Source organism: Corynebacterium sp. AOP36-E1-14 (assembly GCF_052377495.1).
Classification (GTDB): Bacteria; Actinomycetota; Actinomycetes; order Mycobacteriales; family Mycobacteriaceae; genus Corynebacterium.
The window spans coordinates 20,011-46,254 of record NZ_JBQSWV010000021.1 but is presented as its reverse complement, the minus strand read 5'-3'; the positions used below and the strand labels follow the sequence as shown (position 1 = coordinate 46,254).

Sequence of the window (26,244 nt, the reverse complement as noted above, 5' to 3'; positions counted from 1 at the left end):
GGGGAGCGCGTCATCTACTCCACCAGCCTCCAGCCCTGCGCATCGTGCAGGTGGCTCCAGTAACGGGCGTACGTCCCACCGAGTGCCAGCAGCTCCGCGTGGGACCCCTGCGCCTCCACCCGGCCCTGCTCGTCGAGCTGCACGATGACGTCGGCGCGGGCGATGGTGTCCAGGCGGTGGGCGATGGCGAGCACGGTGGAGTGGGTGCGTAGTTCCTCCACCGCCGCGACGATGTTGGACTCGTTCTCCACGTCCAGGGCACTCGTCGCCTCGTCCAGCAGGACGACAGGCGCCTGCTTGAGCAGGGCACGGGCGAACGACACCCGCTGGCGTTCACCACGGGACAGTGCACGACCACCCTCGCCGACCCGGCTGTGCCACCCGTCGGCGAGCCGGGCGGCGACGGAATCCACCCCGGCCACGGATGCGGCGGCGACGACGTCGGCGTCCGAGGCGTCCTCCCGACCCACCCGCACGTTCTCCAGCAGGGTGTCGTCGAAGAGGTACACGTCCTGGAAGACCATGGACAGCTGCGACATCAGCTGTGTGGTGGTCTGCTCGGTGACAGGCGCACCGCCGACGTTGACGACGCCACTACCGGCATCGTAGAAACGGCTGATCAGGCGGGCCACCGTCGTCTTCCCTGACCCGGACGGGCCGACGAGTGCCACCATCCGCCCGGCGGGTATGTGGAGGTCCACGTCGCGCAGCACCGGGGAGTCCGGCGAGTAACCGAAGGTGACGTGCTCCAACGACACCGAACCGGGGGCGGTCAACTCCGCCGGACGGGACGGCTCCGGCAAGGGTGTGGCCGTGAGGACCTCGTCGATCCCGTCGAGCACGGCGCGCCGGCTCTCGATGCCCATCGCGCTCTCCGTGATCGCCGACAACGTGCTGGTGAAGCGGATCGCCAGGCCGATGAAGGCCAGTGCGGGAACCGGGTCCAGCGTGCCGGCGACCGCGAGTGAACTGGTCACGCTGATCAACGCCACGACCACGCCCTGGGTCGCCGCGCCGCCGAGCACCAGGCCGACGGTCTCCAGGCCCAGCGCACGCAGCTTCGTCGACCGGGCCCGCTCCATCGACTCGGTCAGGGGAGTGAAGTCACCGCTTCTGCCGCAGGACCGCAGCGCCCCCTGGCACTGGGCGAATTCCACGATCCGGTCGGCGAGATCGTCCTGGGCCGGGGCGGTCCGCCGGGTCGCCCGCCGCATCAGGGCGGTGGAGGCCACGGTCAGCAGCGCGAACACCGGGACAGAGACGGTGAGGACCAGCCCGAGCAGCGGGTCCCAGAACCAGGAGACCACGACGATGACCCCGGCCGCTGTCGTCCGGCTGATCAACGGGACGATCATGTGCGCGATGATCTCCCCGGTGGTCATCAACTCCGTGGACACGATGCGCGACAAACGGCCCGCCCGCGACCGGGCGAACCACCCCAGCGGCTGACGGGTCACCTGGTCGCCGACGAGCCGGTGGATGTTGCGCAGGAAGTCCAGGGCCATGGCGTACCCCCACCTGTTGGAGAGGTAGTTCGCCACGAACGTGGCCAGGGCGAGTCCGGCCAGGACCCACATCCACCCGCCGAATCCGATGCCCCACACCGGGTCCCCGGTGGCCAGGGCGGTCACTGCGGGCAGGAGGGCGCCCAGCGCCGCACCCTCGAGGAGTCCGACGAGGACGGCGATGGACACCACACGCCGCATCGCACCCGGGTCGGCGAGCATCCGGCGACAGCGGGGGATTATGTCGGTCAGGGGGAGGTTCATGACTGGAGTCCTTCGGTGTTGTCCCAGAGACGCGCGTACCCCGGATGGGCGAGCATCTCTGCGTGCTTTCCGGCGGCGACGACCCTGCCGTTGTCGGTGAGGATGATCTGGTCGACCCCGGTGATGACCTCGGGGCGGTGCGCGATGAGAAGCACGGTCCTGCCCCGCACGAGGGTGCTCAGCGCCTCCTGGATCTGGTGCTGGGACTCCGGGTCGGTCAGGGCGGTCGCCTCGTCGAGGATGAGCACGGGGGCGTCGACCAGCAGCGCCCGGGCGATGGCGATGCGCTGGGCCTGGCCGCCGGACAGGCCGGCCTGCGACCCGTAGACCGTCTCGAGCCCGTGGGGCAGCGCCTCGATCTCGTCGAGCACGTGGGCCGCCCGCGCGGCCCCGCGTACCTCGTCGTCGGTGGCGTCGGGACGTCCCAACGCGATGTTGTCCCGGATGCTGACCCCCAGCAGCTGCGGATCCTGCAGGACGAATCCGACGTGGGAGTACAGGTCCGGTACCCGGGAGACGGGGACACCACCGATTCTCACGGTGCCGGAGTCCGGGTCCGCGAAGCGGGCGAGCAGGGTGGCGATGGTGGACTTTCCGGACCCGGACGGCCCGACGAGCGCGGTGACGGTGCCCTGCGGCAGGGTGAAGCTGACGTCGTCGACGGCGGCAACGTCCGATCCCTCGTAGGAGTACGTCACCTGGTCGAAGACGACGTCGTTGCCGGCGGGGGAGGACGCGGCGTCCGCGCCTGTGTCCGTACCGTCCGGCAGGGTCGGGGTCTGCAGGAGCCGCACGAGACGCAGCGCGGCCTGCCCGGCGAGCTGGTGCGACCACATCGAACTCATCCCGACCTCGATGGCGAACGGCACCAGCAGGGCGATCAGGGATGTCGCGGTGACGTCGGCGACGCTGACGTAGTCGTGGTGGACCAACCACGCGCCACCGCCGAGATTGACCAGCAGGACCAGCGGTACGGCGAGAGTCGACTGGCCCAGGGCCGCCATGCGGATCAACGGCTGGCACCAGGCGCGGTAGAAGGCGTAGAAGTCGTCGGCGGCCTGCTGGTAGCGGCCGTGGGCCTTGCCGACCTGACCGAACGCCTTGACCACCGTGATGCCGGTGACGAACTCCACCATCCGGGCCGAAACGTCGGCGAGCTTGCGGTCCATCTTGACCGTGTTCTCACCCATGCCCCGCATCATCACCAGGTTCGCCGTCAGGGACAGCGGAACGGTCGCGATGGACAGCAGACCGAGACGCCAGTCGATGATGAAGGCGTAGGCCATCAGCGCGACGGGCATGACCAGCGCGTTCGTCCCTTCGACCGGTTGATGGGCGATGAGCTGGTGCACGGTGGTGATGTCGTCCTGCAGGGCCTTGCGAACCCGGCCCGAGTTCGTGGAGGTGAACCAGGACAGCGGGACACGGGCCAGGCGGGCGACGAGGTCACCGCGGATCCGGTGGCCGAGGCTGACGTCGGCCACATGGGCGAGTGTCAGGGCGATGAAGTAGACGAAGAGCCGGGCGGTGAAGGCGGTGAGCAGGATGAACAGCCACCGTCGGACGGCTGCGCCGTCGACCGCCTCGCCGTCGGCCGAGGCGCGGAGGAGGATCTCCCCGATCTGCACCAGCGCGACATAGGGGACGACGGCCAGGACCGCGGAGACCGCGGCGAGGAGGCGTCCGACCGCGAGCGGACCGGCGACCGGGGACAGCAGCTCCCGGAGCGCGGCAGCGCCGGCCTTCTGGTCGGCGCGACCGGAGGACCCCGAGTCGGTCGCCGGGTCCGTCCCCGGTTCTGCGTGTGGTGTGGTCATGTCTCTCCTGAGGTTTGGCAACCGTAACCATGAATGGGCTTCATGGTAGATCCGACGGGGCCTCCGCACAAGAGGGCCCCGGCGAAGTGGCGTACCCTCGTCGGCATGACCCAACAGGCACTGCACGGTGACGGGTGGGCCGTCGGCACCGACGGCACCCGACGGTGGGGCACGCTCGGTGCGGCGGGCCTCTTCCTCACCACCAGGGAAAACGACACGACCCTTCTCCTCGTCCAGCACCGCGCGAGCTGGACCAACTTCGGCGGCACCTGGGGGATCCCCGGCGGGGCGGTCGAGCCGGGGGAGTCCGCGGTCGAGGCCGCGCTGCGCGAGACGCAGGAGGAGACCGGCGTCGAACCGTCCGACGTCCACGTCTCCGACCACCTCGTCACCTCGCGCGCCGACCTCACCCACGTGCTGGTGCGGCTGCCGCTCGCCCCGGAGGACATGGTGCTTGCCGCACCGGTCACCGCGGCGGTGGAGGACGGGGCGACGCTGCTGGAGGCCGTGCGCTCCCACCGCATCACCCAGCCCGGCACCGGCTACCCGCTGACGATGACGATCTCCGGGCAGCTGTGCTGGGAGGTCCCGGACGACAGCATCGAGGAGTGGACGTACACCACGGTGCTGGCGACCTGCGACTCCGCGCTGGAGCTGTTCCCGTCGGCGGAGAGCGCCGACCTGGCGTGGTGCCCCATCGACGAGGTCGCCGAACTCCCGCTGATCCCGCCCTTCCGCGAGGCCCTGCCCGGGCTGCGGGAGATGCTGGAGGCCTAGGACCGCCTCTTCGTGGCAGACTGGTCCGTCGTGACCGAAAAGAACGCCTCGACGTACCCCACGATGCCGTTGCCGGCGAAGGACGCGTGGCCCGCGCTCTTCGCGTTGTGCACCGGTTTCTTCATGATCCTGCTCGACCAGACGATCGTCGCGGTGGCGACGCCGGAGTTCCAGCGTCAGCTCGGCGCCGACTACAACCAGGTCATCTGGGTGACCTCGGCCTACCTGCTGACCTTCGCCGTCCCGCTGCTCGTCACCGGACGTCTCGGCGACCGCTTCGGCCCCCGCAACGTGTACGTGGTCGGCATGACGGTGTTCACGCTGTCCTCGCTGTGGTGCGGGCTGGCGGGCAGCGTGGAGGAGCTGATCGCCGCGCGCGCCGTCCAGGGCCTGGGGGCGGCGCTGCTGACCCCGCAGACCATGGCGGTGATCAACCGCATCTTCCCGCGGGACAAGCGTGGCTCCGCACTGGGGGTGTGGGGCGCGACCGCCGGTCTGTCCACCCTGTGCGGACCGATCCTCGGCGGACTGATCACCGGCACCGTGGGCTGGGAGTGGGTCTTCTTCATCAACGTGCCCATCGGGGTGCTGTCGATCATCGCGGTCATGATGTGGGTGCCGCGGTTCCCGCCGGCGGCGCGGCGCATCGACCCGTGGTCCATCGTGCTGTCCGTTCTGGCCGTCTTCCTGCTGGTGTTCGGGCTGCAGGAGGGCGAGACGATGGACTGGGCCTGGTGGATCTGGGTGATGATCGTGGTGTCCCTCGTCCTGTTCGTCCTGTTCGTGCGCCAGCAGGTCGTCGCCGAGAAGCGGGGACGCGACCCGCTGATGCCGCTGAGCCTGTTCAAGGTGCGAAACTTCTCCCTGGGCAACATCGGCATCGTGGCCATGGGCTTCACCGTGGCCAGCGTGCCGCTGCCGTTCACGCTCTACTACCAGCAGGTGCACGGACTGACGCCGCTGGAGGCCGGCATGATGCTGGTCCCGCAGGCGGCGACGTCCCTGGTGCTGTCGCCCGTCGTCGGACGCATGACCGACCGCTACAGCCCGCGCGGGCTGGGTGCGTCCGGCTTCGCGGTGATGGGGCTGTCGATCGTGGGCATGACCGTGGTGATGTCCACCGACGTGAGCCACTACTGGACGGTGATCCCGTTGATCGGTCTGGGTGTGGGCAACTCGCTGGTGTGGGCGCCGAACTCCGCTTCGACGATGCGCGACCTGGAGCTCAGCCAGATGGGTGCCGGATCCGGCGTGTACAACCAGACCCGCCAGCTCGGCTCGGTGCTCGGCGTGGCGGCGGTAGGGGCCATGATGCAGTGGCGGCTCACCGTCGACGACCCCGGCGTGGCCTTCGGTCTGGCCGTGCTCCTGCCCGCCGCGACCATGCTCGTGGGGGTGGCGTCGTCCCTGTTGTCCAGGAACAACCTGCACCGGAGCTCGACAGTCGCAGCCGGGCCGTCGGCTGACTAGGATCAGTGGCATGCGCATCGCAACCTTGACCAGTGGAGGGGACTGCCCCGGACTCAACGCCGTCATCCGTGGCGTGGTCCGAACGGCGGCAGGCCGTGGAGCAACCGTCGTGGGATACCAGGACGGTTGGCAGGGGCTGGTCGAGGACCGCCGCATCCAGCTCTACGACGATGAGGACATCGACCGGATCCTCACCCGTGGTGGCACGATCCTGGGCACCGGCCGGCTCAAGACCGCCGACTTCAAGGCGTCGATCGACAAGATCCGCGAGAACCTCGACGACGCGGGCATCGACGTGCTCATCGCCATCGGTGGCGAGGGCACGCTCAAGGGTGCGCAGTGGCTGCACCAGCAGGGCCTACCGGTGATCGGTGTGCCCAAGACCATCGACAACGACGTCAACGCCACCGACTACACCTTCGGTTTCGACACGGCGGTGGCCGTGGCAACCGACGCCATCGACCGGCTCCACACCACCGCCGAGTCGCACAACCGTGTGATGATCGTGCAGGTCATGGGCCGGCACGTGGGCTGGATCGCCCTGCACGCCGGCATGGCCGGTGGTGCCCACGACATCCTGATCCCGGAGGTGCCCTTCGACATCGACGAGGTGTGCAAGCGCATGTCGCGTCGCTTCGAGCTGGGTGAGAAGTACGGCATCATCGTGGTGGCCGAGGGGGCGGTGCCCAAGGAGGGCACGTTCGACATCGGTGACCGGGCGGTGGACCAGTTCGGTCACCAGAAGTTCGACGACATCGGTGCGAAGATCGCCCACGAGATCGAGAACCGTCTGGACACCGACGTGCGTTCCACGGTGCTGGGTCACATCCAGCGTGGTGGTACCCCCACGGCGTTCGACCGGGTGCTGGCGACCCGGTACGCGGTGCATGCCACGAAGGCGGCGTTGCGTGGGGAGACCGGCAAGGTCGTCGCGTTGCACGGTGAGCGTATCGAGCTGGTGTCCTTCGACGAGGCGGTCGGCAACCTGAAGGTGGTGCCGCAGCAGCGTATCGACTCCGTCGGCGCGCTGATCGGGTAGCCACCCGGCCCGTCCTGCATGTATGTTTCCGCGGTGAACGACGTGCATCCGGCCCCTGCCGGACAGGGGAGGGGGTACCCGCTTGTAGGGTGACCCTCACCGCATCAGGCATCCCGCGTTCATCCCCGTCCTCGCGCGGCCGACCACCCCCGGCCCACGGAGATGACGCGCACTCACGGCTCCTTTCCGAAAGTGACCTGACCTCCCCGTGTCTTCTGTGTCTTCCGGGTCCTCCGCACCCTCCACGTCAACATCCGCGTCCTCCTCCGCCACCCAGGACCGTAGCGCCTACATCGCCTCGCTGGGCTTCCCCGTCCTGGTGATCATCGGCGGAGTCATCGGTTTCCTCGGCGGCGACGACCTGTCTGCCGCGACGTCCGGGTGGACCAACTGGCTGCTCGGGCTGATCATGTTCGGCATGGGGCTGACCCTGAAGCCCGGCGACTTCGTCCTCGTGGTCAAGCGGCCCCTGCCCGTGGTCGTGGGGGTCGTCGCACAGTTCGTGATCATGCCCCTGGCCGCCCTGCTGGTGGTGTGGGTCCTCGGGCTGCCGTCCGCCATCGCCGCCGGCGTGGTCCTCGTGGGCTGCGCCCCGGGCGGCACGGCGTCCAACGTGGTGTCCTACCTCGCCCGCGGTGACCTGGCCCTGTCCGTGGCGATGACGTCGGTCTCGACCCTGCTCGCCCCGCTGCTGACGCCGCTGCTCACCCTGTGGCTGGCCGGGCAGTACATGCCCTTGGACGCCGGCTCCATGGCGGTGTCGATCGTGCAGGTCGTGCTCGTGCCGGTCATCGCCGGGCTCCTGTTCCGTTTCCTGCTGCCCCGGCTGATCGAGAAGATCCTGCCGGCACTGCCGTGGATCTCGGTCGTCGCCATCGCCGCCGTGGTGGCGATCGTCGTCTCCGGAAACCGCGACAACCTCCTGGAGGCAGGTCTCCTGGTGCTGGTGGCCGTCGTGCTGCACAACACCCTCGGCCTGGCGCTGGGCTACGGTGCGGGCAAGGTCACCGGCCGGCCCGTCCCGGTGCGTCGCACCATGGCCATCGAGGTCGGGATGCAGAACTCCGGGCTGGCAGCCGGGCTCGCCGCACAGCACATGGAGCCGATGTCCGCGCTGCCCGGTGCCATCTTCTCCGTGTGGCACAACCTGTCCGGTGCGGTCTTCGCGGCCCTGTGCCGTGCGTCGGACCGTCGTGCGGCACAACGAACCGACCACAGAGCGGACCACGCCAGCGACGCCGCGGACGCCATCCACTAGACTGAATCACCATGACAGCCGTGGTGAACGATTACTCCGATGACGTGATGGACTTCGACGAGGTGCTCGAGCGCTTCGACCCCGTGATGGGGATGGAGGTCCACGTTGAACTCGCGACGCGGACGAAGATGTTCTCCGCGTCCTCGGCGGAGTTCGGTGACGCACCGAACACCAACGTCGACCCCTGCAGCCTCGGCCTCCCCGGAGCGCTGCCCGTGGTCAACCGCCAGGGCGTCGAGTGGGCCATCAAGATCGGCCTCGCCCTGAACTGCGACATCGCGCCCTACTCGCGCTTCGCCCGGAAGAACTACTTCTACCCGGACCAGCCGAAGAACTACCAGATCTCCCAGTACGACGAGCCCATCGCCCACGACGGCTACCTCGACATCGTGCTGGACGACGGCACCCCGTGGCGCATCGAGATCGAGCGCGCGCACATGGAGGAGGACACCGGCAAGCTCACCCACCTGGGTGGTGCCACCGGACGCATCCACGGCGCGACGGCGTCGCTGGTGGACTGCAACCGTGCCGGTATCCCGCTGATCGAGATCGTCACCAAGCCCATCGAGGGCGTGGGGGAGCGCGCCCCGGAGATCGCGCGCGCCTACGTCACCGCCCTGCGTGACCTGGTCAAGGCACTCGAGGTCTCCGACGCACGTATGGACCAGGGGTCGATGCGCGTGGACTCCAACCTGTCCCTGCGTCCGGTGGGGACCACGGAGTTCGGTACCCGTACCGAGACCAAGAACATCAACTCGCTGAAGTCGGTCGAGCAGGCCGTGCGTTTCGAGATGCAGCGCCAGGCGGCCTGCATCGTCAACGACGTGGAGATCATCCAGGAGACCCGCCACTACCAGGAGGCCGACGGCACGACCTCCCGCGGGCGCGTCAAGGAGACCATGGCGGACTACCGCTACTTCAACGACCCCGACCTGCCCCCGGTGCTCGCACCGTCCGAGTGGGTCGAGTCGATCCGCGAGACGCTGCCGGAGATGCCCTGGATCCGCCGCGCCCGCATCCAGGAGGAGTGGGACCTCAAGGACGAGGAGATGCGCGACCTGGTCAACGCCGGTGCCCTCGACCTGATCATCGCCACCGTCGAGGCCGGGGCCACCCCGTCCGAGGCGCGCAGCTGGTGGGTCGCCTACCTGTCCCAGAAGGCCAAGGAGGCCGGCGTCGAGCTCGAGGGCCTGGAGATCACCCCGGTCCAGGTCGCCCGCGTCGCTGCACTGGTCAAGGAGGGCAAGCTGACCAACAAGCTCGCCCGCAAGGCCGTCGACGGCGTGCTCGCCGGCGAGGGTGACGTCGACGAGGTCGTCGCCGCCCGCGGCCTGGAGGTCGTCCGTGACGACGGTGCGATCGAGAAGGCCGTGGACGACGCCCTCGCCGCCAACCCCGACATCGTCGAGAAGTACAAGGCGGGCAACAAGAAGGTCACCGGTGCCATCGTCGGTGAGGTCATGAAGGCCACCCGCGGCAAGGCCGACCCCGCTCAGGTGAACAAGCTCATCGCCACGAAGCTGGGCTGAGACCGGTCCACGTCGTAGAAACACCGACCCCCGGGGTGCCCACCCCGGGGGTCGATGCGTGGGGTGGGGACCCTACACGGGGGAGGTTTCGTTATCCGCAGAAACGTTAAATAGGTCCCCTCGGACGGTGTCGGGGGCACCGCATCCGGGAAAACGGGGGTGGTTGGCTGCCCTGCGCGGGAAGATCCGGACAATATCACGGAACCTCTGTTGGCGAGTCAGCTACATGTGCATAATAAACCGGACGTTAACATACGTGTACCCAATGACTGGGTCGACGTCCGGGCGCGCTCGCGACCTCCACCCACACCTATGGTGGGCATGCCGCGGCCCCGGAAAGCTCGACCACGCACCAGAGGAGCCCTCCGTTGCTCATAGGTATCCCCCGGGAACCGCAAACCTTGGTCTCTGCGACACCTGACACCGTCGGCAAGCTGATCAAGCTCGGCTACGACGTAGCCGTTCAGTCCGGCGCAGGTGACAAGGCGAACTTCCCCGACAGCCAGTTCGAGGCCGTCGGTGCCACGATCGTCGGCGAGGACGTCTGGTCCTCCGACATCGTCACCACCCTCGACACCCCGACCGCCGACCAGCGTGGAGCCCTGAAGTCCGGTGCCACCCTGATCTCCCGGCTCGCACCGGGACGCAACGACGAGCTCGTCCGGGAGCTGGCGGAGAAGAACGTGACCGCCATCGCCATGGACACCGTCCCGCGTATCAGCCGCGCACAGTCCATGGACGTGCTCAGCTCCCAGGCGAACATCGCCGGCTACCGTGCGGTCATCGAGGCCGCCAACACCTTCGGCCGGCTGTTCACCGGTCAGGTGACCGCGGCGGGCAAGGTTCCCCCGGCCACCGTGTACGTCATCGGCACCGGCGTCGCCGGGCTGGCGGCGATCGGCACGGCCAACTCGATGGGCGCGGTGGTCAAGGCCACCGACCTGCGTCCGGAGACCGCCGAGCAGGTGGAGTCGATGGGTGCGGAGTTCGTGGCCATCCCCACCGCCTCGGAGAAGTCCGACGACGGCTACGCCAAGGAGATGACCCAGGACCAGGCCGCCGCGGCGGCGAAGCTCTACGCAGAGCAGTCCGCGGCGTCCGACATCGTCATCACGACGGCCAACATCCCGGGACGTACCTCCCCGGTGCTGCTGACCGCGGCGGACGTGGCGAAGATGAAGCCGGGTTCGGTCATCGTGGACATGGCTGCCGCCAACGGCGGCAACTGCGAGCTCACCGTCGCCGGCGAGGTCACGACCACCGACAACGGTGTGAAGATCATCGGCTACACCGATCTCGCCGGACGCCTGCCGGCGCAGTCCTCGCAGCTCTACGGCCAGAACGTGGTGAACCTGTTCAAGTTGGTCACCCCGGGCAAGGACGGCCAGACCGTCCTGGACCTCGACGACGAGATCGTCCGCGGCATCACCGTGACCAAGGCTCAGGACGGTGCGCACGCCGCGCAGGACGCCCAGGCCGAGATCCTGTGGCCACCGCCACCGGTGAAGGTCTCCGCCGCCCCGGCGCCCGCGCCGAAGGCTGAGGCGGCCCCGGCCGCCGAGGAGGAGGCGCCGGCGAAGTCCACCCTGCCGTGGAAGATCCTCGCCGGGATCCTCGGCATCGCCCTGGTGCTGGTCAGCCCCCTGGAGGTCGCCGACGAGTACATGGTGCTCCTGCTGGCCGTCGTGGTCGGTTTCTACGTGATCACCGCGGTGACCCACAAGCTGCACACCCCGCTGATGAGCGAGACGAACGCGATCTCGGGCATCATCCTGGTCGGAGCGATCCTCCAGGTCGGATCGTCGAACATCGCCGTGGCAGTCCTGGCATTCATCGCCATCGTCGTCGCCTCGATCAACATCTTCGGTGGCTTCTTCGTCACCAGGCGCATGCTCACCATGTTCGAGGGAGGCAACTGACATGACCCTGACCAACCAGCTCATTCTCGCCAACGGTCCGAGTGAGTCCGTCCTGGAGTGGACGGACAAGGTCACCAACCTGGCCTATATCATCGCCGCCCTGCTGTTCATCCTGGCTCTCGCGGGCCTGGCCAAGCAGCAGTCCGCCTCCCGCGGCAACCGCTTCGGCATGGCGGGCATGGCGATCGCCCTGATCGCCACCATCGTCAAGGCCGTCGTGGCCTCCGCCGACGACTCCGAGAACTACAACAGCCCGTTCGTCACCCTGATCCTCATCGCCATCGCGATGATCATCGGTGCGGCTATCGGCATCCCGCGTGCCCGCAAGGTCGAGATGACCGGCATGCCCGAGCTCATCGCGATGCTGCACAGCTTCGTGGGTCTGGCCGCCGTGCTCATCGGCGTCAACTCCTTCATCCAGCGTTCGGAGTCCGACGAGCACGTCGCCGGCTTCAACCTGGGCGAGATCTACCTGGGCATCTTCATCGGTGCGGTGACGCTCACCGGCTCGATCGTGGCCTACCTGAAGCTGTCGGGGAAGATCAGCGGTTCGCCGCTGATGCTGCCCGGCCGCAACCTGCTCAACATCGGCGTGATCCTGGTGTCGCTGGTCGGCATGGGCGTGTTCATCGCCGCCGGCACCGACAACCCGGCACTGTCCTGGACCGTCCTGGGCGTGATGCTCGTGCTGGCCCTGGCCCTCGGCGTGCACCTGGTCGCCGCCATCGGCGGTGGCGACATGCCCGTCGTGGTCTCGATGCTGAACTCCTACTCGGGCTGGGCCGCCGCGGCCGCCGGCTTCATGCTGGCCAACCCGCTGCTGATCATCACCGGTTCGCTGGTGGGTTCCTCCGGTGCGTACCTGTCCTACGTGATGTGCAAGGCGATGAACCGGTCGTTCATCTCGGTGATCCTCGGTGGCTTCGGCGCCGACTCCTCCGGTGGCGACGACCGCGACTACGGCGAGCACACCGAGGTCTCCGCCGAGGACACCGCCGAGCTGCTCAAGGGTGCGAAGTCGGTCATGATCACCCCGGGCTACGGCATGGCCGTCGCCCAGGCGCAGTACCCGGTCGCCTCGCTGGTCGCCAAGCTGCGCGACCAGGGCATCGACGTGACCTTCGGCATCCACCCGGTTGCGGGCCGTCTGCCCGGCCACATGAACGTGCTGCTGGCCGAGGCCAAGGTACCCTACGACATCGTCCTGGAGCTCGACGAGGTCAACGACGACTTCGGCGACGTGGACGTGGTGCTGGTCATCGGTGCCAACGACACGGTCAACCCCATCGCCGAGGAGCCGGGTTCCCCGATCGCCGGCATGCCGGTGCTCAAGGTGTGGGAGGCCGACAAGGTCATCGTGTTCAAGCGGTCCATGGGCTCCGGCTACGCCGGCGTGCAGAACCCGCTGTTCTTCAACGACAACACCGACATGCTGCTCGGCGACGCCAAGCAGTCCGTCGAGGCGATCACCTCCGCCCTCTAGGAGGACGCCCGATCACGCACTGTCAGGCACCGTCAGGCACCGTCACCGTCCCGGACGTCCTCCGGACGCGGTGCCGCCGGTGCCGTACCGTCACCGAACGGTGATCCGCCCAGCCGCCCCCTGTCGTGGGCGGTGGTGAACCCCACCGGGTCCGGCCCCACGGCCACGACCCCGGTGGGGTTCACGTCTGTGTGGACGATGTAGTAGTGGTCCTTGATCTGCCCGAAGTTGGTGGTGTCGCCGAAGCCGGGGGTCTGGAACAGGTCACGCAGGTAGCCCCACAGGTTCGGCCTGCTGGAGATCGTGTAGCGGTTGCACTTGAAGTGCCCGTGGTAGACCATGTCGAACCTGACCAGGGTGACGTAGAGGTAGATATCCGCCAGGGTGATGTGCTCGCCGACGAGGTAGCGGCGGGTCGCCAGGCGCTCCTCGAGCACGTCGAGGGTGTCGAAGAGTTCGCCGAAGGCCTTCTCGTAGGCGTCCTGTGACCCGGCGAAGCCGCACTTGTAGACGCCGTTGTTGACGGTGCGGAACACCCGGTCGGCGATCTCGTCGATCTCCTCGCGGAGCTCGGTGGGGTAGAGGTCCGGGGCACCGTCGCGGTGCAGCGGGGTCCACTCGGTGACGAAGTCACGCACCATGGTGCGGAAGTCGTTGGTGACCACGGCCTTCGAGTCGACGTCCACCAGCGCCGGGACGGTGATGCCCTTGGGGTAGTCGGCGTAGCGGTGCAGGTAGCAGTCGCGCAGGCGTCCGACGCCGAGCACCGGGTCCACGGAGTTCGGGTCGAGGTCGAAGGTCCACGATTTCCAGTCGTGGGTGGGGCCGGTCAGCCCCAGGCTCAGTGGGGCGGGCGACTCGGGGGTGTCGGCCCCGTCGAGGCCGAGCAGGCGCCGGACGATCACCGCGCGGTGCGCCCACGGGCACGCGCGCGCCGCAACGAGGCGGTAGCGTCCTGCCGTCACGGGCCAGGCGACGCCCTTGCCGGACGCGGTGCTCGCCGCGTCGAACCCGTCGGTGTCGGCGACGACGCGGTCGTCGATGTAGCTCATGTCCCGGTCGAAGCCCTCGGCCCCGCTGGCGACGTATCCCATGGTGTCCTCCATTTTGTGTGTTCGTGGGTGCGGTGGTGCGACATACCGTGTCGTCCTCCGCTGTGACGCGTGGGTTCTAGCCTAGGCTTGACGCACGTATCCATGCGGAGACGAGCACACGGACCAGCACGAGACCAGCACGAGATCGCCGCGCCAGAGGTCACCACGCCGGCGGCGCAGAAGGTGGGAGACCATGGGATTGTTTGACCGGAATCCGGCGAAACCGGACGGCACCGGTGACACGGGTAAGACGGGTGGCAGCGACGTCAACGATGCCGCGAACGACACCACGAACGACGACGACCTCTTCGAGGCGATCGACTCGGTGGACGCCATCGACGTGCCGGACGCGACGCGTCCGCTGTCGGTGAACACGGCGCCGGCCGAGCAGGCCGAGCAGGCCGAGCCGACTGAGCCGACGAGGCCGACCGAGCACACCGAGGCACAGGGCGAGTCGTCCGCCCCGGCCGCCGAGTCGGACAACGCTGACGAGGCCCCCGAGGCCCCCGAGGCGACCGAAGCAATCGACGGCGCTGACGAGACGGCTGACGAGACGCCGCGTCCGAAGCGTGACATCTACGCGGTGTCCGGTCGCGCGCGGCCGCAGAAGATCGAGCCGCGGGGCGACGACTCGCGGACCGAGGTCTTCACCGCCGCTGCCGCCGACCCGGCCTACGGGACGAAGACGGGGGAGGAGGCCGCCGACTCCGGGGAGAACGGCCACGAGACCCTGGCCTTCGGTGGCGGAATCGGTGCAGCGGGTGCAGCCGGCGCCGCGGCGACCCCGCGTCGCTCAGCGGTCCCGGAGTCGACCGAGACCCAGGCGCAGTACTCCGGCGAATACCCGGGCGCCGGCACGGAGGGCGAGACCTCCGTCTTCGCACCGGGTGCTGCAGGCGCGGCAGGCGCAGCCGGTACCGCCGGCGTCGCGGCGTCCGGTGAGGACGACGCGGCCGTGGCCGTCGACGAGAACGGCGAGGAGGCTGCGGCCGTGCCGGGTGAGGTCGAGGCCAAGCGAGGCACGCTGGACCTCGGACTGTTCATCCTGCGCGTCGTCGTCGGTGCGCTGCTGATCGTGCGCGGTCTGCAGACCCTCTTCGCCTTCGGCGGGGACCCGGGAATCAGCGCCTTCGAGCAGACCCTGTCGGCCTACAACTTCGCCGACATCCTGGCCGTCGCCCTGCCGGTCGCGGAGATCGTCGCCGGTGGTCTGCTGGTCTTCGGCCTGCTCACCCCGGTGGGCAGCGCTCTGGCGCTGGTGGTCGCCGGTTTCCTCACCCTGCACAACTTCTCCCTGTGGGACTCCGGGTACTGGCCGTACACGTTGAGCCCGCACGTGCAGTTCTGGGGCATGGTGTCGCTCGTCGGCCTGGTGCTCACGTTCACCGGCCCGGGCCGTTACTCCGCGGACATCTCGCGCGGGTGGGCGACGAGGCCGTTGGCGTCGTCGTGGCTGTTCGCGATCATCGGCCTGGCCGGCGTCGCCGGTCTGTGGCTGGCGGTCTCGGGCGGCAACCCGTTCTGACGGTCCCGGCTGCACCGGCCACACTGGCTCAGCCCAGCGCGAGCCGGGCGGCCATGCCGATCATCAGCAGTCCGATGCCCAGGTTGATCCAGCGCCACACCCCGGGGCTGGACAACGGGCGGCTGAGCAGGCGGGCCCCGTAGCCCACCACCACGAAGAACAGGACGGACCCGACCAAGGCCCCGGCAGTGAAGACCCACTTGCCGGGGTCGTACTGGTTGGCCATCGTGCCGAACACCACGATGCCGTCGACGTAGGCCGCCGGGTTGAGGAACGTCACCGCCAGGGCGGTGGGCAGGGCGGAGACCGCGCGCGGACGGTGCAGCCGCAGCAACCGCCGCGGGGCGTCCTGCCGGGTGGGGACGGGACGCGTCTTGGTGGCCACCTGCCCGCCGCCGGTGGGCAGGACGTCGCCGGGCAGCGCGCTCCCGGCGTCCTGCGCTTCGTCCTGCATGCTGCCGGACGGCGGCTCGACGCCCTCGATGGCGGTGGGGTGACGCACGTCGCGCAGGCACGTCGAGGCGAACCAGAGCAGGTAGGCGACGCCGCCCCAGCGCAGGATCTCGATGAGCACCGGAAGCCTGTCGGTCACCACGGCGACGCCGGCGGTGCCCGCAGGCAGCAGAATGAGGTCGCCCACGATGAACACGCTGATCACCAGGCCCACGCCCCAGCGTTTCACACCCTGTTTGAGCAGCACGATGTTCTGCGGGCCGACGGCGGCGATCACGGAGAGCTGGAAGACCATGCCGGCGAGGGCGATCCTGAGTGCGGGGAGGAGGGAATCGTAGGTCACCCGCCAGAGCCTAGGAACCGGGGCGAGTGAAGACAAGCAAGCAGAACTGGGCACAGTTAAGATGTGCTTCATGATCCCACGTCACCTGGATACACTGCTGCTCGTCGTCGACGAGGGGAGCTTCGAGGCCGCCGCATCGCGTCTGGGGGTGAGTCCGTCGGCGGTGAGTCAGCGCATCAAGGCACTGGAATCGGACGTGGGACGCGTGGTGGTGCGCCGGACGTCGCCGGTCGGGGTGACCGACGCCGGGGAGGTGCTGGTGCAGAGCGCGCGGCAGATGCGGCTGCTCGAGCTCGAGACCGACGACCGTCTGCGCGGGCAGATCAGTGAACGTCCCGTGAGCGTGGGCGTCAACGCCGACTCGCTGGGGACGTGGTTCCGGCCCGTGCTCGGGCACGTCGCGGCGTCTGGTGGGATCTCTCTGGAACTCACCGTGGAAGACGAGCAACGCTCCCTGGCGATGCTGCGCCGCGGAGACTGCATGGGCGTGGTCACCGCCGAGGCGGAACCCGTCGCCGGGTGCGTGGTCGAGGAGCTCGGGGTGCTGCACTACTGGCCGGTGGGCTCCCCGGGGCTCGCCGAGACCCTGCACCGCGGCCTGGCCGAGCAGAGAGACTCCGCCTGGGCGGGCCTCCCGCTGCTGGTCATCGGACCGCACGACCGGATGACCGACGGTGTTCTCGTGCCCCGCGAGGTCACCCCGCGTGCCGACCGTCGGGTCTCCCGGATCCCCAGCTTCGAAGGGCTCAACGACGCCGTCGTCGCCGGGCTCGGGTGGACGCTCGTACCGGTGTCCGCCGCGCGGCCCTATGTGTCGGCCGGCACCATGGCCCGGCTCACCGAGGACGTCATCGAGGTGCCCCTGTACTGGCAGCACTGGCGCCTGGAGTCCGACACCCTCGGCGTGCTCACCGACGCCGTGCACGCCGCCGCGGCTGCGGGGCTGAGGTAGCGGTGCTGGGGTAGTGGGCCTGGGGTAGTGGGGCTGGGGCCATGCCTTCCTGAAACCCCACGCAGATGGTGGTCCGGATCCCGAAGACCGACAAGATCGCGGGGTTTCAGGATCAGCGCCTCAGTCGACGGTACGCGCGGGCCGACAGGGGGAGGAACACCGCCACGAGTACCAAGGGCCACAACAACGCCGCCAGCACGGCATGGTCGGCCAGAGCCCCGCCGGTGAGGCCGGTGGGGTTGCCGAAGAGCTCGCGGGCGGCGGTGGCCGTGGCGGACACCGGGTTCCAGGTGGCCAGGGGTTCCAGCCAGGACGGCATGAACTCCGGGGACACGAAGGCGGTGGACAGGAACCCGATCGGCCAGACCAGGACCTGCACCGCCATGGCAGCTCCCTCGTTCCTGCCCAGGGTCAGGCCGAGGAAGATGCCGATCCACAGCACGGCGAAGCGGAACCACAGCAGCAGCGCGATCGCCAGTATCGCCTCGGGGAGGCTGCCGGTGATCCGCCACCCCAGCAGGAGTCCGCCGACGACCAGGACGACGAGTTCCACCGCCGAGGTGATCATGTCCGCGCCGGCGCGACCGAGCGCGACGGAGGCGTCCCCGATCGGCAGTGAGCGGAAGCGGTCGGTGATGCCCTTCTTCGCGTCGTTGGCCATGGCGGTGGTGGTCGCCTCGACACCGAACATCATGGACAGGGCCATCATGCCGGGCAGCAGGTAGTCGATGTAGTCCCCGCCGCCGGGCAGTTCGATCGACCCGCCGAAGAGCAGGGCGAACATCAGCAGGAGCATCACGGTGAACAGGATGCTGAACACCGGGGTCAGGGGTTGGCGGCGCCAGTGCTGCAGTTCCCTCGTGGTGAGGATCATGCCGCTGGTGATGCTGTTCATCGGTTCTCCTCGGGGTTCGGGACGGTCGGGTCGGACGGGGTCTCGGTGACGGAGAGGAAGACCTCGTCGAGGGTCGGGCGGCGCAGTGCGACGTCGGTGGGCGACAGGTTCGCCTCGTCGAGTCGTCGGACGAGATCGACCATGTCGGCGGTGCCGCGTGGTGCGGGCACGCTGGCGTGGATCCCGTCCGGGGTCTCGGTCAGCGACTGCCATCCGGCGGGCACGGCGGCCTCGACCTCGGCCCGGGTGGTGGTGGAGGGGAAGGTGACGTCGACGCGGTCGCCGCCGCGGCTGCGTTTGAGTTCGTCCGGTGTTCCCTTGGCGATCACCCGTCCGTCCTTCATGATCGAGATGCGGTCGGCGAGCTGGTCAGCCTCCTCGAGGTACTGGGTTGTCAGCAGCACGGTGGTGCCGGCGCGGGCTGTCTGCAGGACGGCGTCCCACACGTCGACGCGTCCGCGGGGGTCGAGTCCGGTGGTGGGTTCGTCGAGGAAGAGGACGTCCGGCTCGCGGATGAGTGAGACCGCGATGTCGAGGCGTCGGCGCATGCCGCCGGAGTAGCCGGACACCGCCTGGTCGGCGGCGTCGGTCAGGGAGAACTGCTCCAGGAGCTCGTCGGCGCGGCGCCGGGCGTCGCGGCGACGTAGTCCGAGCAATCGGGCGAACATGACGAGGTTCTCACGACCTCCGATGACCTCGTCGAGGGCGGCGTACTGGCCGACCAGGCCGATGCGTGAGCGCAGGGCGTTTCCGTCACGGACGTCGGTGCCGGCGATCCGGGCGGTCCCGCTGTCGAGGGTGGTCAGTGTGGTGAGGACGCCGACGGCGGTCGTCTTGCCGGCGCCGTTGGGGCCGAGCAGTCCGTGGATGGTGCCGGTGGGAACGGTGAGGGTGAAGTTGTCGAGCGCGCGGTGGTCGCCGTAGGTCTTGACCAGTGATTCAGCGTGGATGGCGGGCGGGGAGGCCGAGGGCACAATAAACTCCAAACAGTGTACGAAGTTGCGAGGGTGTTTTAACGTACGCCGTTCGGAGTAAGCTGTCAACATGGATTCCGAGAGCCACAACGACACTGCCGCTGAACCGGACCGCATGCTGCGACTGGTGTGGCGCCACGAGATCGGCGAGGAGTCCGGCGCGCGCGGCCCGCGGAAGAAATGGTCGGTCGACCAGGTCGTGGACACCGCCATCGCCGAGGCGGACGCCGCCGGTGTCGCCGGTGTTGAGGGACTCTCCATGCGCCGGATCGCGGAGAAGCTCGACACCTCCGCCGCCACGCTGTACACCTACATCCCCGGCCGCGACGAACTTCTCGGGCTGATGGTCGACCAGGTCATGGGACGCGTCGACCTCCCGTCGTTCGACGGTGCGGCCACGGATCCGCAGAGCGTGGCCGAGAGACTCCGCATGGTGTCGGCCGTCGCCTGGGAGGAGGTCCACGAGCACCCCTGGCTGCTCAACGCCCAGCGGCACCGGCCCCTGCTCGGCCCGAACGTATCGCGTCGCTACGAATGGCAGCTCACCGCCGTGGACGGGTGCGGACTGGACGACGTGGCCATGGACCACACCATCTCACTGATCGAGTCCCATGCCGTGGCCAGCGCGGCGGCGAGCGTGAACACCCGGGACCTCGCCCGGGACACCGGGGTCAGTGACGCGGACTGGTGGCGGGTCAACGAGCCGGTACTGTCGCAGGTCATGAGGGACGCGGACTTCCCGGTGTCCGGACGCGTCGGCACCGCGGTGGGCGAGAAGTACCAGGCGGTCACCGACCCGACGGCGGTCTACAGGTACGGACTCGAGGTCATCCTGGACGGCGTGATCCACCAGCTGGCACGCTGACCATCGCAGACTGACGCCTACCGATGCTGGCTCCTGAAACCCCACGCAGATGTTGGTGGGGATCCCGGAGACCAACAACTGAGTGGGGTTATAGGAAGGGGAGGTGCGAGCTACCCGTCCGCACCCGCCACCGCGCGCAGGACCCGGCCGGTGGCGGTGCCGGAGTCGGCGACCTCGGCCGGGGTGCCGTCGGCGACGATGCGTCCGCCCTCCACTCCGGCACCGGGCCCCAGGTCCACCACCCGATCGGCCTGGGCGACCACACGCAGGTCGTGTTCCACCACGACCACGGTGTCACCGGCGTCGACCAGCCGGTTGAGCTCGGTGACCAGCAGGTCCACGTCCGCCGGGTGCAGGCCGGTGGTCGGCTCGTCCAGCAGGTGCACCGTGGGGGTGCCACGGCGTGCCCGGCGGCTGCGCTGCAGCTCGGTGGCCAGTTTGATGCGCTGGGCCTCCCCGCCGGAGAGCTCCGGGGCACCCTGGCCCAGGCGCAGGTAGGACAGGCCCACGGCGTCCAACGCCTGCAGTGCGGTGAGCACCGCGGGCTCGTCGGTGAAGACGTCCAGGGCGTCCTTCACGGTCAGGCCCAGGATCCCGGCGACGGTGTAGCCGTGCCAGGTGACCTGCAGCGTCTCGTCGTTGTAGCGGGCGCCGTGGCAGTCCGGGCAGGTGGTGTAACTGCCGGGCAGGAACACCAGTTCCACCTCGATCGCGCCCTCACCGTTGCACGTCGGGCAGCGTCCCTGGGTGACGTTGTAGGAGAACCGGGAGACCGTCCACCCGCGTTCGCGCGCCCCGTCGGTGCCGGCGAAGAGTTTGCGCACGTGGTCGAACAGGCCGGTGTAGGTCGCCAGGCAGGAGCGGGTGGTGCGGCCGATGGGCTGCTGGGTGATGTGCACGGTGCGGATTCCGGCGTCGTCGAGCACCTGCGGCAGCACACTGGACAGCAACGTCGACTTTCCGGAGCCGGACACCCCGGTCACCGCGGTGAACTGGCCCAGCCCGAGTGACGTGTCGATGTCCAGGGTGCGCTCGGTGCTGCGCACCGGCAGACGGGAGGACGCTGCGCGCGCCGGGTGGCGTCCCCCGGTGAGCGTGGGGGCTGCGGCGGCGAGCGCGCGGCCGGTGGGCGTGTCCTGCCCGGCCAGACCGTCCTGACCACCGTCTTCACCGCCGTCCTCACCACCGACCGGCCCGGACCACAACACCTCGCCGCCGTTCTCCCCGGCGCCCGGGCCCACGTCCACCACCCAGTCCGCCCCGGCGACCAGGGACATGTCGTGCTCCACGAGCACCACACTGTTGCCCGCCTCCAGGAAGCGGGTCATCAGCTCACGCACCGCCACCCGCTCGGTCGGGTGCAGTCCGGCGGAGGGTTCGTCCAGCACGTACACCACGCCGAACAGGCCCGAGTGCAGCTGCGAGGCCAGGCGCAGGCGCTGCAGCTCCCCGGCCGACAGCGTCGAGGCGGCACGGTCCAGGCTCAGGTGGCCCAGCCCCAGCTCCACCGCCGCGCGCACCGTGGGGGTCACCTGCTCCAGCAGCAGACGCTCGGCCTCCGACGGGGATGTGACCCCGGCGACGAGGCCGGCGAGCTCCTCCAACGGCACGGCGTTCAACTCGTCGATGGTCAGCCCCAAGTACGTCACCGACAGCGCATCCGCGGTGAGCCGGCGCCCACCGCACTCCGGACACACCGAATGGTCCATGAAGGACAGGACGCGACGGCGTGTGGCGTCCGACGACGTCGAGGCCAACGTCTCGCGCAGGTAGGTCGCCACCGAGCGCCACGTCCCGTCGTAGGTGCGCTGGATCTGGTGGGCGCCGCGCACCGGGTGCACCGTGACCACCGGCTTGTCCGGGGTGAACAGGATCCAGTCCCGGTCCTCGCGCGACAGCTGCGACCACGGCACGTCCGTGCGGTAGCCCAGGGTGACCAGGATGTCGTGGAAGTTCTTGCCCAGCCACGCGCCGGGCCAGGCCGCGATCGCACCGTCGTCGATCGACACCGAGGCGTCCGGCACCATCGACGCCTCCGTCGGCGCATGGACCGTCCCGGTGCCCTGGCACGTGGGGCACATGCCCGAGGCGGTGTTGGGGGAGAAGCGGTCCGAGTCCAACCGGCCCACCCGTTCCCGCAGCTCCTCCGGGTAGGTGCCCGAGCGGGAGAACAGCAGACGCACCGAGTTCGACACCGTGGAGAACGTCCCCACCGTGGATCGTGCCCCACCGCCGGAACGCGACTGCTCTAGCGCCACCGTCGGCGGCAACCCGTCGATGCGTCCGACCTTCGGGTCCACCGCCCCGGCGATTAGCCGGCGGGCGAAGGGCGCGACCGACTCAAGGTAGCGGCGCTGCGCCTCGCCGTGCACCGTGCCGAACGCCAACGACGACTTCCCCGACCCCGACACCCCGGTAACCGCCACCAGCTTGCCCCGCGGGAACTCCACGGAGACGTGGCGCAGGTTGCGCAGGTGGGCGTCGTGGACACGGACTGTGGAACTTGGGTCGACCATGGCCCCCATTCTAGGCGGTTGTGCGGGCGCGGTAGCGTGGGGGAATGGACTTCGGGATAGCAGGCAGATGGGCCGTGGTCGGTGCCTCCAGTCAGGGGCTCGGCCTCGGGTGCGCCGACGCGTTGGCGTCCGAGGGGGTGAACCTCGTCGTCAACGCCCGACGCACCGGGCCGCTCGCCGAGGCCGCCGAAAAGCTTCGCACCCACGGGGTGGAGGTGCGTGAGGTCGCCGGGGACATCAGCGATCCCGGTGTCCGGGAGAACCTGCTGGACGCCGCACCACAGGTCGACGTCCTGGTCACCAACGCCGGCGGGCCGCCGCCCGGCGACTTCCGCGACTGGGACGAGGACGCCTGGCTCGCCGCGTTGAAGCAGAACATGCTCACCCCGGTGGAGTTGATCAAGGCCACGGTGGACCACATGGCCGCCCGTGGATTCGGGCGGGTGGTGAACATCACCTCCGTGGCGGTGAAGGCCCCGATCGCCACGCTGGGGTTGTCCAACGGGGCGCGCGGCGGGCTGACCGGCTTCGTGGCCGGGGTGGCACGCCAACCCCGGTTGGCCGCGGCGAACGTGACGGTCAACAACCTGCTGCCGGGACGCTTCGCGACCGCGCGGTTGGCGCGCACCGGCTCGTCGCCGTCCACCGACGGCATCCCGGCAGGACGCTTCGGCGACCCGGCGGAGTTCGGCGCGACCTGCGCCTTCCTGTGCTCGGCACAGGCCGGCTACATCACCGGGCAGAACATGCTCATCGACGGCGGGGCGTACCCGGGCACGTTGTGAGCTGTCGTTGCGGCAGGGCCGCGGCAGGGTCTAGTCGACCTCGCGCACCGCGCCCTTGTCGGCGCTGGTGGCCATCTTGGCGTAGGCGCGCAGCGCCTTGGTGACCTTGCGCTGACGGGTCGCCGGGGACCACGGCTTCTGCGAGGCGTCCATCGCAGCACGGCGACGCGCGATCTCCTCGTCCGGCACGTCGAGGGTGAGCTGACGGTTGTGGACGTCGATGGTCACGGTGTCGCCGTTCTCGACGAGCCCGATCAGTCCACCGTCGGCGGCCTCCGGGGAGATGTGGCCGACCGAGATACCCGAGGATCCGCCGGAGAAACGCCCGTCGGTGATCAGGGCGCACTTCTTGCCCAGTCCGGAGCCCTTGAGGAAGGCGGTGGGGTGCAGCATCTCCTGCATGCCCGGTCCGCCGGACGGGCCCTCGTAGCGCACGACGACCACGTCGCCGGCGGTGACCTTCTTCTTGAGGATCACGTCCACGGCCTCCTCCTGCGACTCCACGACCAGGGCCGGTCCGGAGAAGTGCCACAGGGACTCGTCGATGCCGGCGGCCTTGATCACCGCGCCGTCGGGCGAGAGGTTGCCGCGCAGGATGACCAGCCCGCCGTCGGCGGTGAAGGCGTGCTCCACGTCGTGGATGCAACCGTTCTCGGCGTCCACGTCGAGGTCGTCCCACACGTTGTCCGTGGAGAAGGGCTCGGTGGTGCGCACCCCGCCGGGGGCGGCGTGGTAGAGGTCGATCGCCTCCTGGCGCGGCGAGGCCGCACTGACGTCCCAGTCCTCGAGCCACTCGGCGAGGCTGGGGGAGTGCACGGTGTGCACGCCCTCGTTGAGCTTGCCGCCACGCCACAGCTCGCCGAGGATGCGGGGGATTCCGCCGGCGCGGTGGACGTCCTCCATGTGGTAGTCGGAGTTCGGCGCGACCTTCGACAGGCAGGGGACGTTGCGCGACAGGTCGTCGATGTCCTGCAGGTCGAAGTCGATGCCACCCTCCTGGGCGGCGGCGAGGATGTGCAGCACCGTGTTGGTGGACCCGCCCATGGCCATGTCCAGGGCCATGGAGTTCTGGAAGGCCTCCTTGGTGGCGATGTTGCGCGGCAGCACGGAGGTGTCGCCCTCGCCGTAGTAGCGCTTGCACAGGTTCACGATCGTGCGTCCGGCCTCGCTGAACAGGTCGCGGCGCGCGGAGTGGGTCGCCAGGGTGGAGCCGTTGCCGGGCAGGGACAGGCCGAGAGCCTCGGTGAGGCAGTTCATCGAGTTGGCGGTGAACATGCCGGAGCAGGAACCGCAGGTCGGGCAGGCGGCCTGCTCCACGGTCATCAGGCCCTGGCGGGAGACCTGCTCGCTGGCGGACGCCGAGATCGAGGTGATCAGGTCGGTGGGCGCGTGGGCCACACCGTCGACGACCACGGCCTTGCCGGCCTCCATCGGCCCGCCGGAGACGAAGACGACCGGGATGTTCAGGCGCATCGCGGCGTTGAGCATGCCAGGGGTGATCTTGTCGCAGTTGGAGATGCACACGATGGCGTCGGCCTGGTGGGCGTTGACCATGTACTCCACGGAGTCCGAGATGATCTCGCGGCTCGGCAGCGAGTACAGCATGCCGGAGTGCCCCATGGCGATGCCGTCGTCCACGGCGATGGTATTGAACTCGCGGGCCACGCCGCCGGCCTCGGCGACGGCCTCGGCGACGATGTCACCGACGTTCTTCAGGTGGACGTGCCCGGGGACGAACTGGGTGTAGGAGTTCGCGATCGCGATGATCGGCTTGTCGAAGTCACTGTCCTTCATGCCCGTGGCTCGCCAGAGGGAGCGTGCGCCGGCGGCGTTGCGTCCCTGGGTGGTCACTGATGACCGGTAGGAGATCTCGTTCATGGTGGGAAAAGCGTCCTCTCGTGGGGCCTCGTGCGGCTGCCCGGCCCGTGGGCAGTTGTTTCGGTGGGGTTCGTGCGTGGGGGTTCTTGCGTTGATTTATAGGTGCGGAGCCACGGCGGCGACGGCGGGATCCGGCGGGGCCGGGGGACAGTAGTCAGCTGTCGGCCCCGGTACTCAGTCGGACGCTATCGGACGCACCGCGGCGCGCGGCGCGTCCGGTCAGCTCGCGGCGTCCGGTCTACCGTCCTGCCCGGCGTCCTGGTCGCCGGCAGCGGAGCGGCGGCGTTCGAGTTCCTCGCGCGCCATGCGTCGGGCACGCTGCGCGGCCTCGTACTCGCCGTACTCGTCCTCGTCCATGAGGACGGCCAGACCGCTGTCGCGTTCGACGACCCGTACCTTCTCGTCGATCGCGGAGAGACTCGGGGTCACCGGGTCCGGGATCCTGCCCCCGGTCACTTCCGCCAGGGTCACCAGCGAATTGAAGCTCACACCCGGGAGCGGGAATGTCGTCTCGTCCTTGCTCACCGCAAGGGCCTTGCCTCCACGGGTGAATCGTAACGCCTCGAAGTCGTCCCACGCCAATGACTTTGTGGGGCGAAGGAGGTAACGGGCGGTGATGCCGCCCTCGGTGAACTCCGTCCGGGTGCGCAGCACACCCACGATGAACAGGAGGGGCAGGAGCGGGAGCCAGAAGAGCACGCCCGGGGCATAGGCCACACCGACGATCGACATCGCCACCATGAGGAAACCGGCGATCAGGTGGGCCTGATCCGTGCGGACCTGGTACGGCAGGGCGGGCGACTCCACGGAACTCATGGTTGTCCATTTAATCAGCACCGGTGGCCCACGCACACATCGCCCGGACCATGTGGTCCGGGCGATGTGGTGGTGCGGTGGTGCAGG

The 26,244-nt window shown here is 69.1% G+C and carries 20 protein-coding genes; 11 read left to right on the top strand and 9 right to left on the bottom strand.

Annotation, left to right across the window (positions count from 1 at the left end):
• Positions 1 to 14: 14 nt before the first annotated feature.
• Together ACT3TD_RS10535 and ACT3TD_RS10530 are read right to left on the bottom strand one after the other, a co-directional pair.
• Complete coding sequence (locus ACT3TD_RS10535; RefSeq protein WP_441578890.1) at positions 15 to 1,769, bottom strand: ABC transporter ATP-binding protein; 1,755 nt, start codon at positions 1,767 to 1,769, stop codon at positions 15 to 17.
• Positions 1,766 to 3,586, bottom strand: a complete 1,821-nt coding sequence (locus ACT3TD_RS10530) for an ABC transporter ATP-binding protein (protein ID WP_441578891.1) — start codon at positions 3,584 to 3,586, stop codon at positions 1,766 to 1,768. Before ACT3TD_RS10530 ends, ACT3TD_RS10535 begins: the two co-directional genes overlap by 4 nt.
• A gap of 105 nt (positions 3,587 to 3,691) precedes the next feature.
• Here ACT3TD_RS10530 and ACT3TD_RS10525 point away from each other — a divergent pair, with 105 nt between their 5' ends.
• The 7 genes from ACT3TD_RS10525 to pntB all read left to right on the top strand — a co-directional run bounded on the left by ACT3TD_RS10525 (position 3,692) and on the right by pntB (position 13,061).
• On the top strand, positions 3,692 to 4,363 hold the full coding sequence (locus ACT3TD_RS10525; protein WP_301442077.1) for an NUDIX domain-containing protein: 672 nt from the start codon (positions 3,692 to 3,694) through the stop codon (positions 4,361 to 4,363).
• 63 nt (positions 4,364 to 4,426) lie between these two features.
• A complete protein-coding gene (locus ACT3TD_RS10520; protein ID WP_301442079.1) occupies positions 4,427 to 5,833 on the top strand; it encodes a DHA2 family efflux MFS transporter permease subunit in 1,407 nt (468 codons plus the stop codon).
• 10 nt (positions 5,834 to 5,843) lie between these two features.
• Positions 5,844 to 6,872, top strand: coding sequence for an ATP-dependent 6-phosphofructokinase (locus ACT3TD_RS10515; protein ID WP_301442078.1), 1,029 nt, complete (start codon positions 5,844 to 5,846; stop codon positions 6,870 to 6,872).
• Positions 6,873 to 7,089: 217 nt separating this feature from the next.
• Positions 7,090 to 8,130, top strand: a complete 1,041-nt coding sequence (locus ACT3TD_RS10510) for a bile acid:sodium symporter family protein (protein WP_301442080.1) — start codon at positions 7,090 to 7,092, stop codon at positions 8,128 to 8,130.
• An 11-nt stretch (positions 8,131 to 8,141) separates the two neighbouring features.
• Positions 8,142 to 9,659, top strand: a complete 1,518-nt coding sequence (gene gatB / locus ACT3TD_RS10505) for an Asp-tRNA(Asn)/Glu-tRNA(Gln) amidotransferase subunit GatB (RefSeq protein ID WP_441582060.1) — start codon at positions 8,142 to 8,144, stop codon at positions 9,657 to 9,659.
• Positions 9,660 to 10,027: 368 nt separating this feature from the next.
• Positions 10,028 to 11,578 carry a Re/Si-specific NAD(P)(+) transhydrogenase subunit alpha gene (locus tag ACT3TD_RS10500; protein WP_301443940.1) on the top strand — a complete coding sequence of 517 codons (1,551 nt, stop codon included), beginning with the start codon at positions 10,028 to 10,030 and terminating at the stop codon, positions 11,576 to 11,578.
• 1 nt (position 11,579) lies between these two features.
• On the top strand, positions 11,580 to 13,061 hold the full coding sequence (pntB, locus tag ACT3TD_RS10495; protein WP_301443941.1) for a Re/Si-specific NAD(P)(+) transhydrogenase subunit beta: 1,482 nt from the start codon (positions 11,580 to 11,582) through the stop codon (positions 13,059 to 13,061).
• Positions 13,062 to 13,093: 32 nt separating this feature from the next.
• Here the strand turns inward: pntB and ACT3TD_RS10490 are convergent, their stop codons facing one another.
• Positions 13,094 to 14,155, bottom strand: coding sequence for a glutathione S-transferase family protein (locus tag ACT3TD_RS10490; RefSeq protein WP_441582061.1), 1,062 nt, complete (start codon positions 14,153 to 14,155; stop codon positions 13,094 to 13,096).
• A gap of 193 nt (positions 14,156 to 14,348) precedes the next feature.
• On the opposite strand from ACT3TD_RS10490, the gene ACT3TD_RS10485 reads away from it, so the two are divergent.
• On the top strand, positions 14,349 to 15,680 hold the full coding sequence (locus ACT3TD_RS10485) for a DoxX family membrane protein (protein WP_441578894.1): 1,332 nt from the start codon (positions 14,349 to 14,351) through the stop codon (positions 15,678 to 15,680).
• A gap of 28 nt (positions 15,681 to 15,708) precedes the next feature.
• On the opposite strand, the gene ACT3TD_RS10480 is transcribed toward ACT3TD_RS10485, so the two are convergent.
• Complete coding sequence (locus ACT3TD_RS10480) at positions 15,709 to 16,476, bottom strand: LysE/ArgO family amino acid transporter (protein ID WP_301444002.1); 768 nt, start codon at positions 16,474 to 16,476, stop codon at positions 15,709 to 15,711.
• Between the two features lie 70 nt (positions 16,477 to 16,546).
• Between ACT3TD_RS10480 and ACT3TD_RS10475 the strand changes: the two genes are divergently transcribed.
• Complete coding sequence (locus tag ACT3TD_RS10475; protein ID WP_301444003.1) at positions 16,547 to 17,428, top strand: ArgP/LysG family DNA-binding transcriptional regulator; 882 nt, start codon at positions 16,547 to 16,549, stop codon at positions 17,426 to 17,428.
• Between the two features lie 112 nt (positions 17,429 to 17,540).
• On the opposite strand, the gene ACT3TD_RS10470 is transcribed toward ACT3TD_RS10475, so the two are convergent.
• Entirely contained in the window at positions 17,541 to 18,323 is a 783-nt protein-coding gene (locus tag ACT3TD_RS10470) for an ABC transporter permease (protein ID WP_301444113.1), read from the bottom strand.
• A complete protein-coding gene (locus ACT3TD_RS10465) occupies positions 18,320 to 19,297 on the bottom strand; it encodes an ATP-binding cassette domain-containing protein (RefSeq protein WP_441578895.1) in 978 nt (325 codons plus the stop codon). Before ACT3TD_RS10465 ends, ACT3TD_RS10470 begins: the two co-directional genes overlap by 4 nt.
• Positions 19,298 to 19,367: 70 nt before the next feature.
• On the opposite strand from ACT3TD_RS10465, the gene ACT3TD_RS10460 reads away from it, so the two are divergent.
• The gene (locus ACT3TD_RS10460) at positions 19,368 to 20,162 is read left to right on the top strand and encodes a TetR/AcrR family transcriptional regulator (RefSeq protein WP_441578896.1); all 795 of its coding nucleotides are present in this window, start codon (positions 19,368 to 19,370) and stop codon (positions 20,160 to 20,162) included.
• A 110-nt stretch (positions 20,163 to 20,272) separates the two neighbouring features.
• Here ACT3TD_RS10460 and ACT3TD_RS10455 read toward each other — a convergent pair whose 3' ends face one another.
• Positions 20,273 to 22,687 carry an ATP-binding cassette domain-containing protein gene (locus ACT3TD_RS10455; RefSeq protein WP_441582062.1) on the bottom strand — a complete coding sequence of 805 codons (2,415 nt, stop codon included), beginning with the start codon at positions 22,685 to 22,687 and terminating at the stop codon, positions 20,273 to 20,275.
• A 35-nt stretch (positions 22,688 to 22,722) separates the two neighbouring features.
• On the opposite strand from ACT3TD_RS10455, the gene ACT3TD_RS10450 reads away from it, so the two are divergent.
• On the top strand, positions 22,723 to 23,463 hold the full coding sequence (locus ACT3TD_RS10450; RefSeq protein ID WP_301443824.1) for an SDR family oxidoreductase: 741 nt from the start codon (positions 22,723 to 22,725) through the stop codon (positions 23,461 to 23,463).
• A gap of 30 nt (positions 23,464 to 23,493) precedes the next feature.
• Here ACT3TD_RS10450 and ilvD read toward each other — a convergent pair whose 3' ends face one another.
• Both ilvD and ACT3TD_RS10440 read right to left on the bottom strand, forming a co-directional pair.
• On the bottom strand, positions 23,494 to 25,341 hold the full coding sequence (ilvD, locus tag ACT3TD_RS10445) for a dihydroxy-acid dehydratase (protein ID WP_441582063.1): 1,848 nt from the start codon (positions 25,339 to 25,341) through the stop codon (positions 23,494 to 23,496).
• 219 nt (positions 25,342 to 25,560) lie between these two features.
• Complete coding sequence (locus ACT3TD_RS10440) at positions 25,561 to 26,157, bottom strand: PH domain-containing protein (RefSeq protein ID WP_441578898.1); 597 nt, start codon at positions 26,155 to 26,157, stop codon at positions 25,561 to 25,563.
• Positions 26,158 to 26,244: the final 87 nt, after the last annotated feature.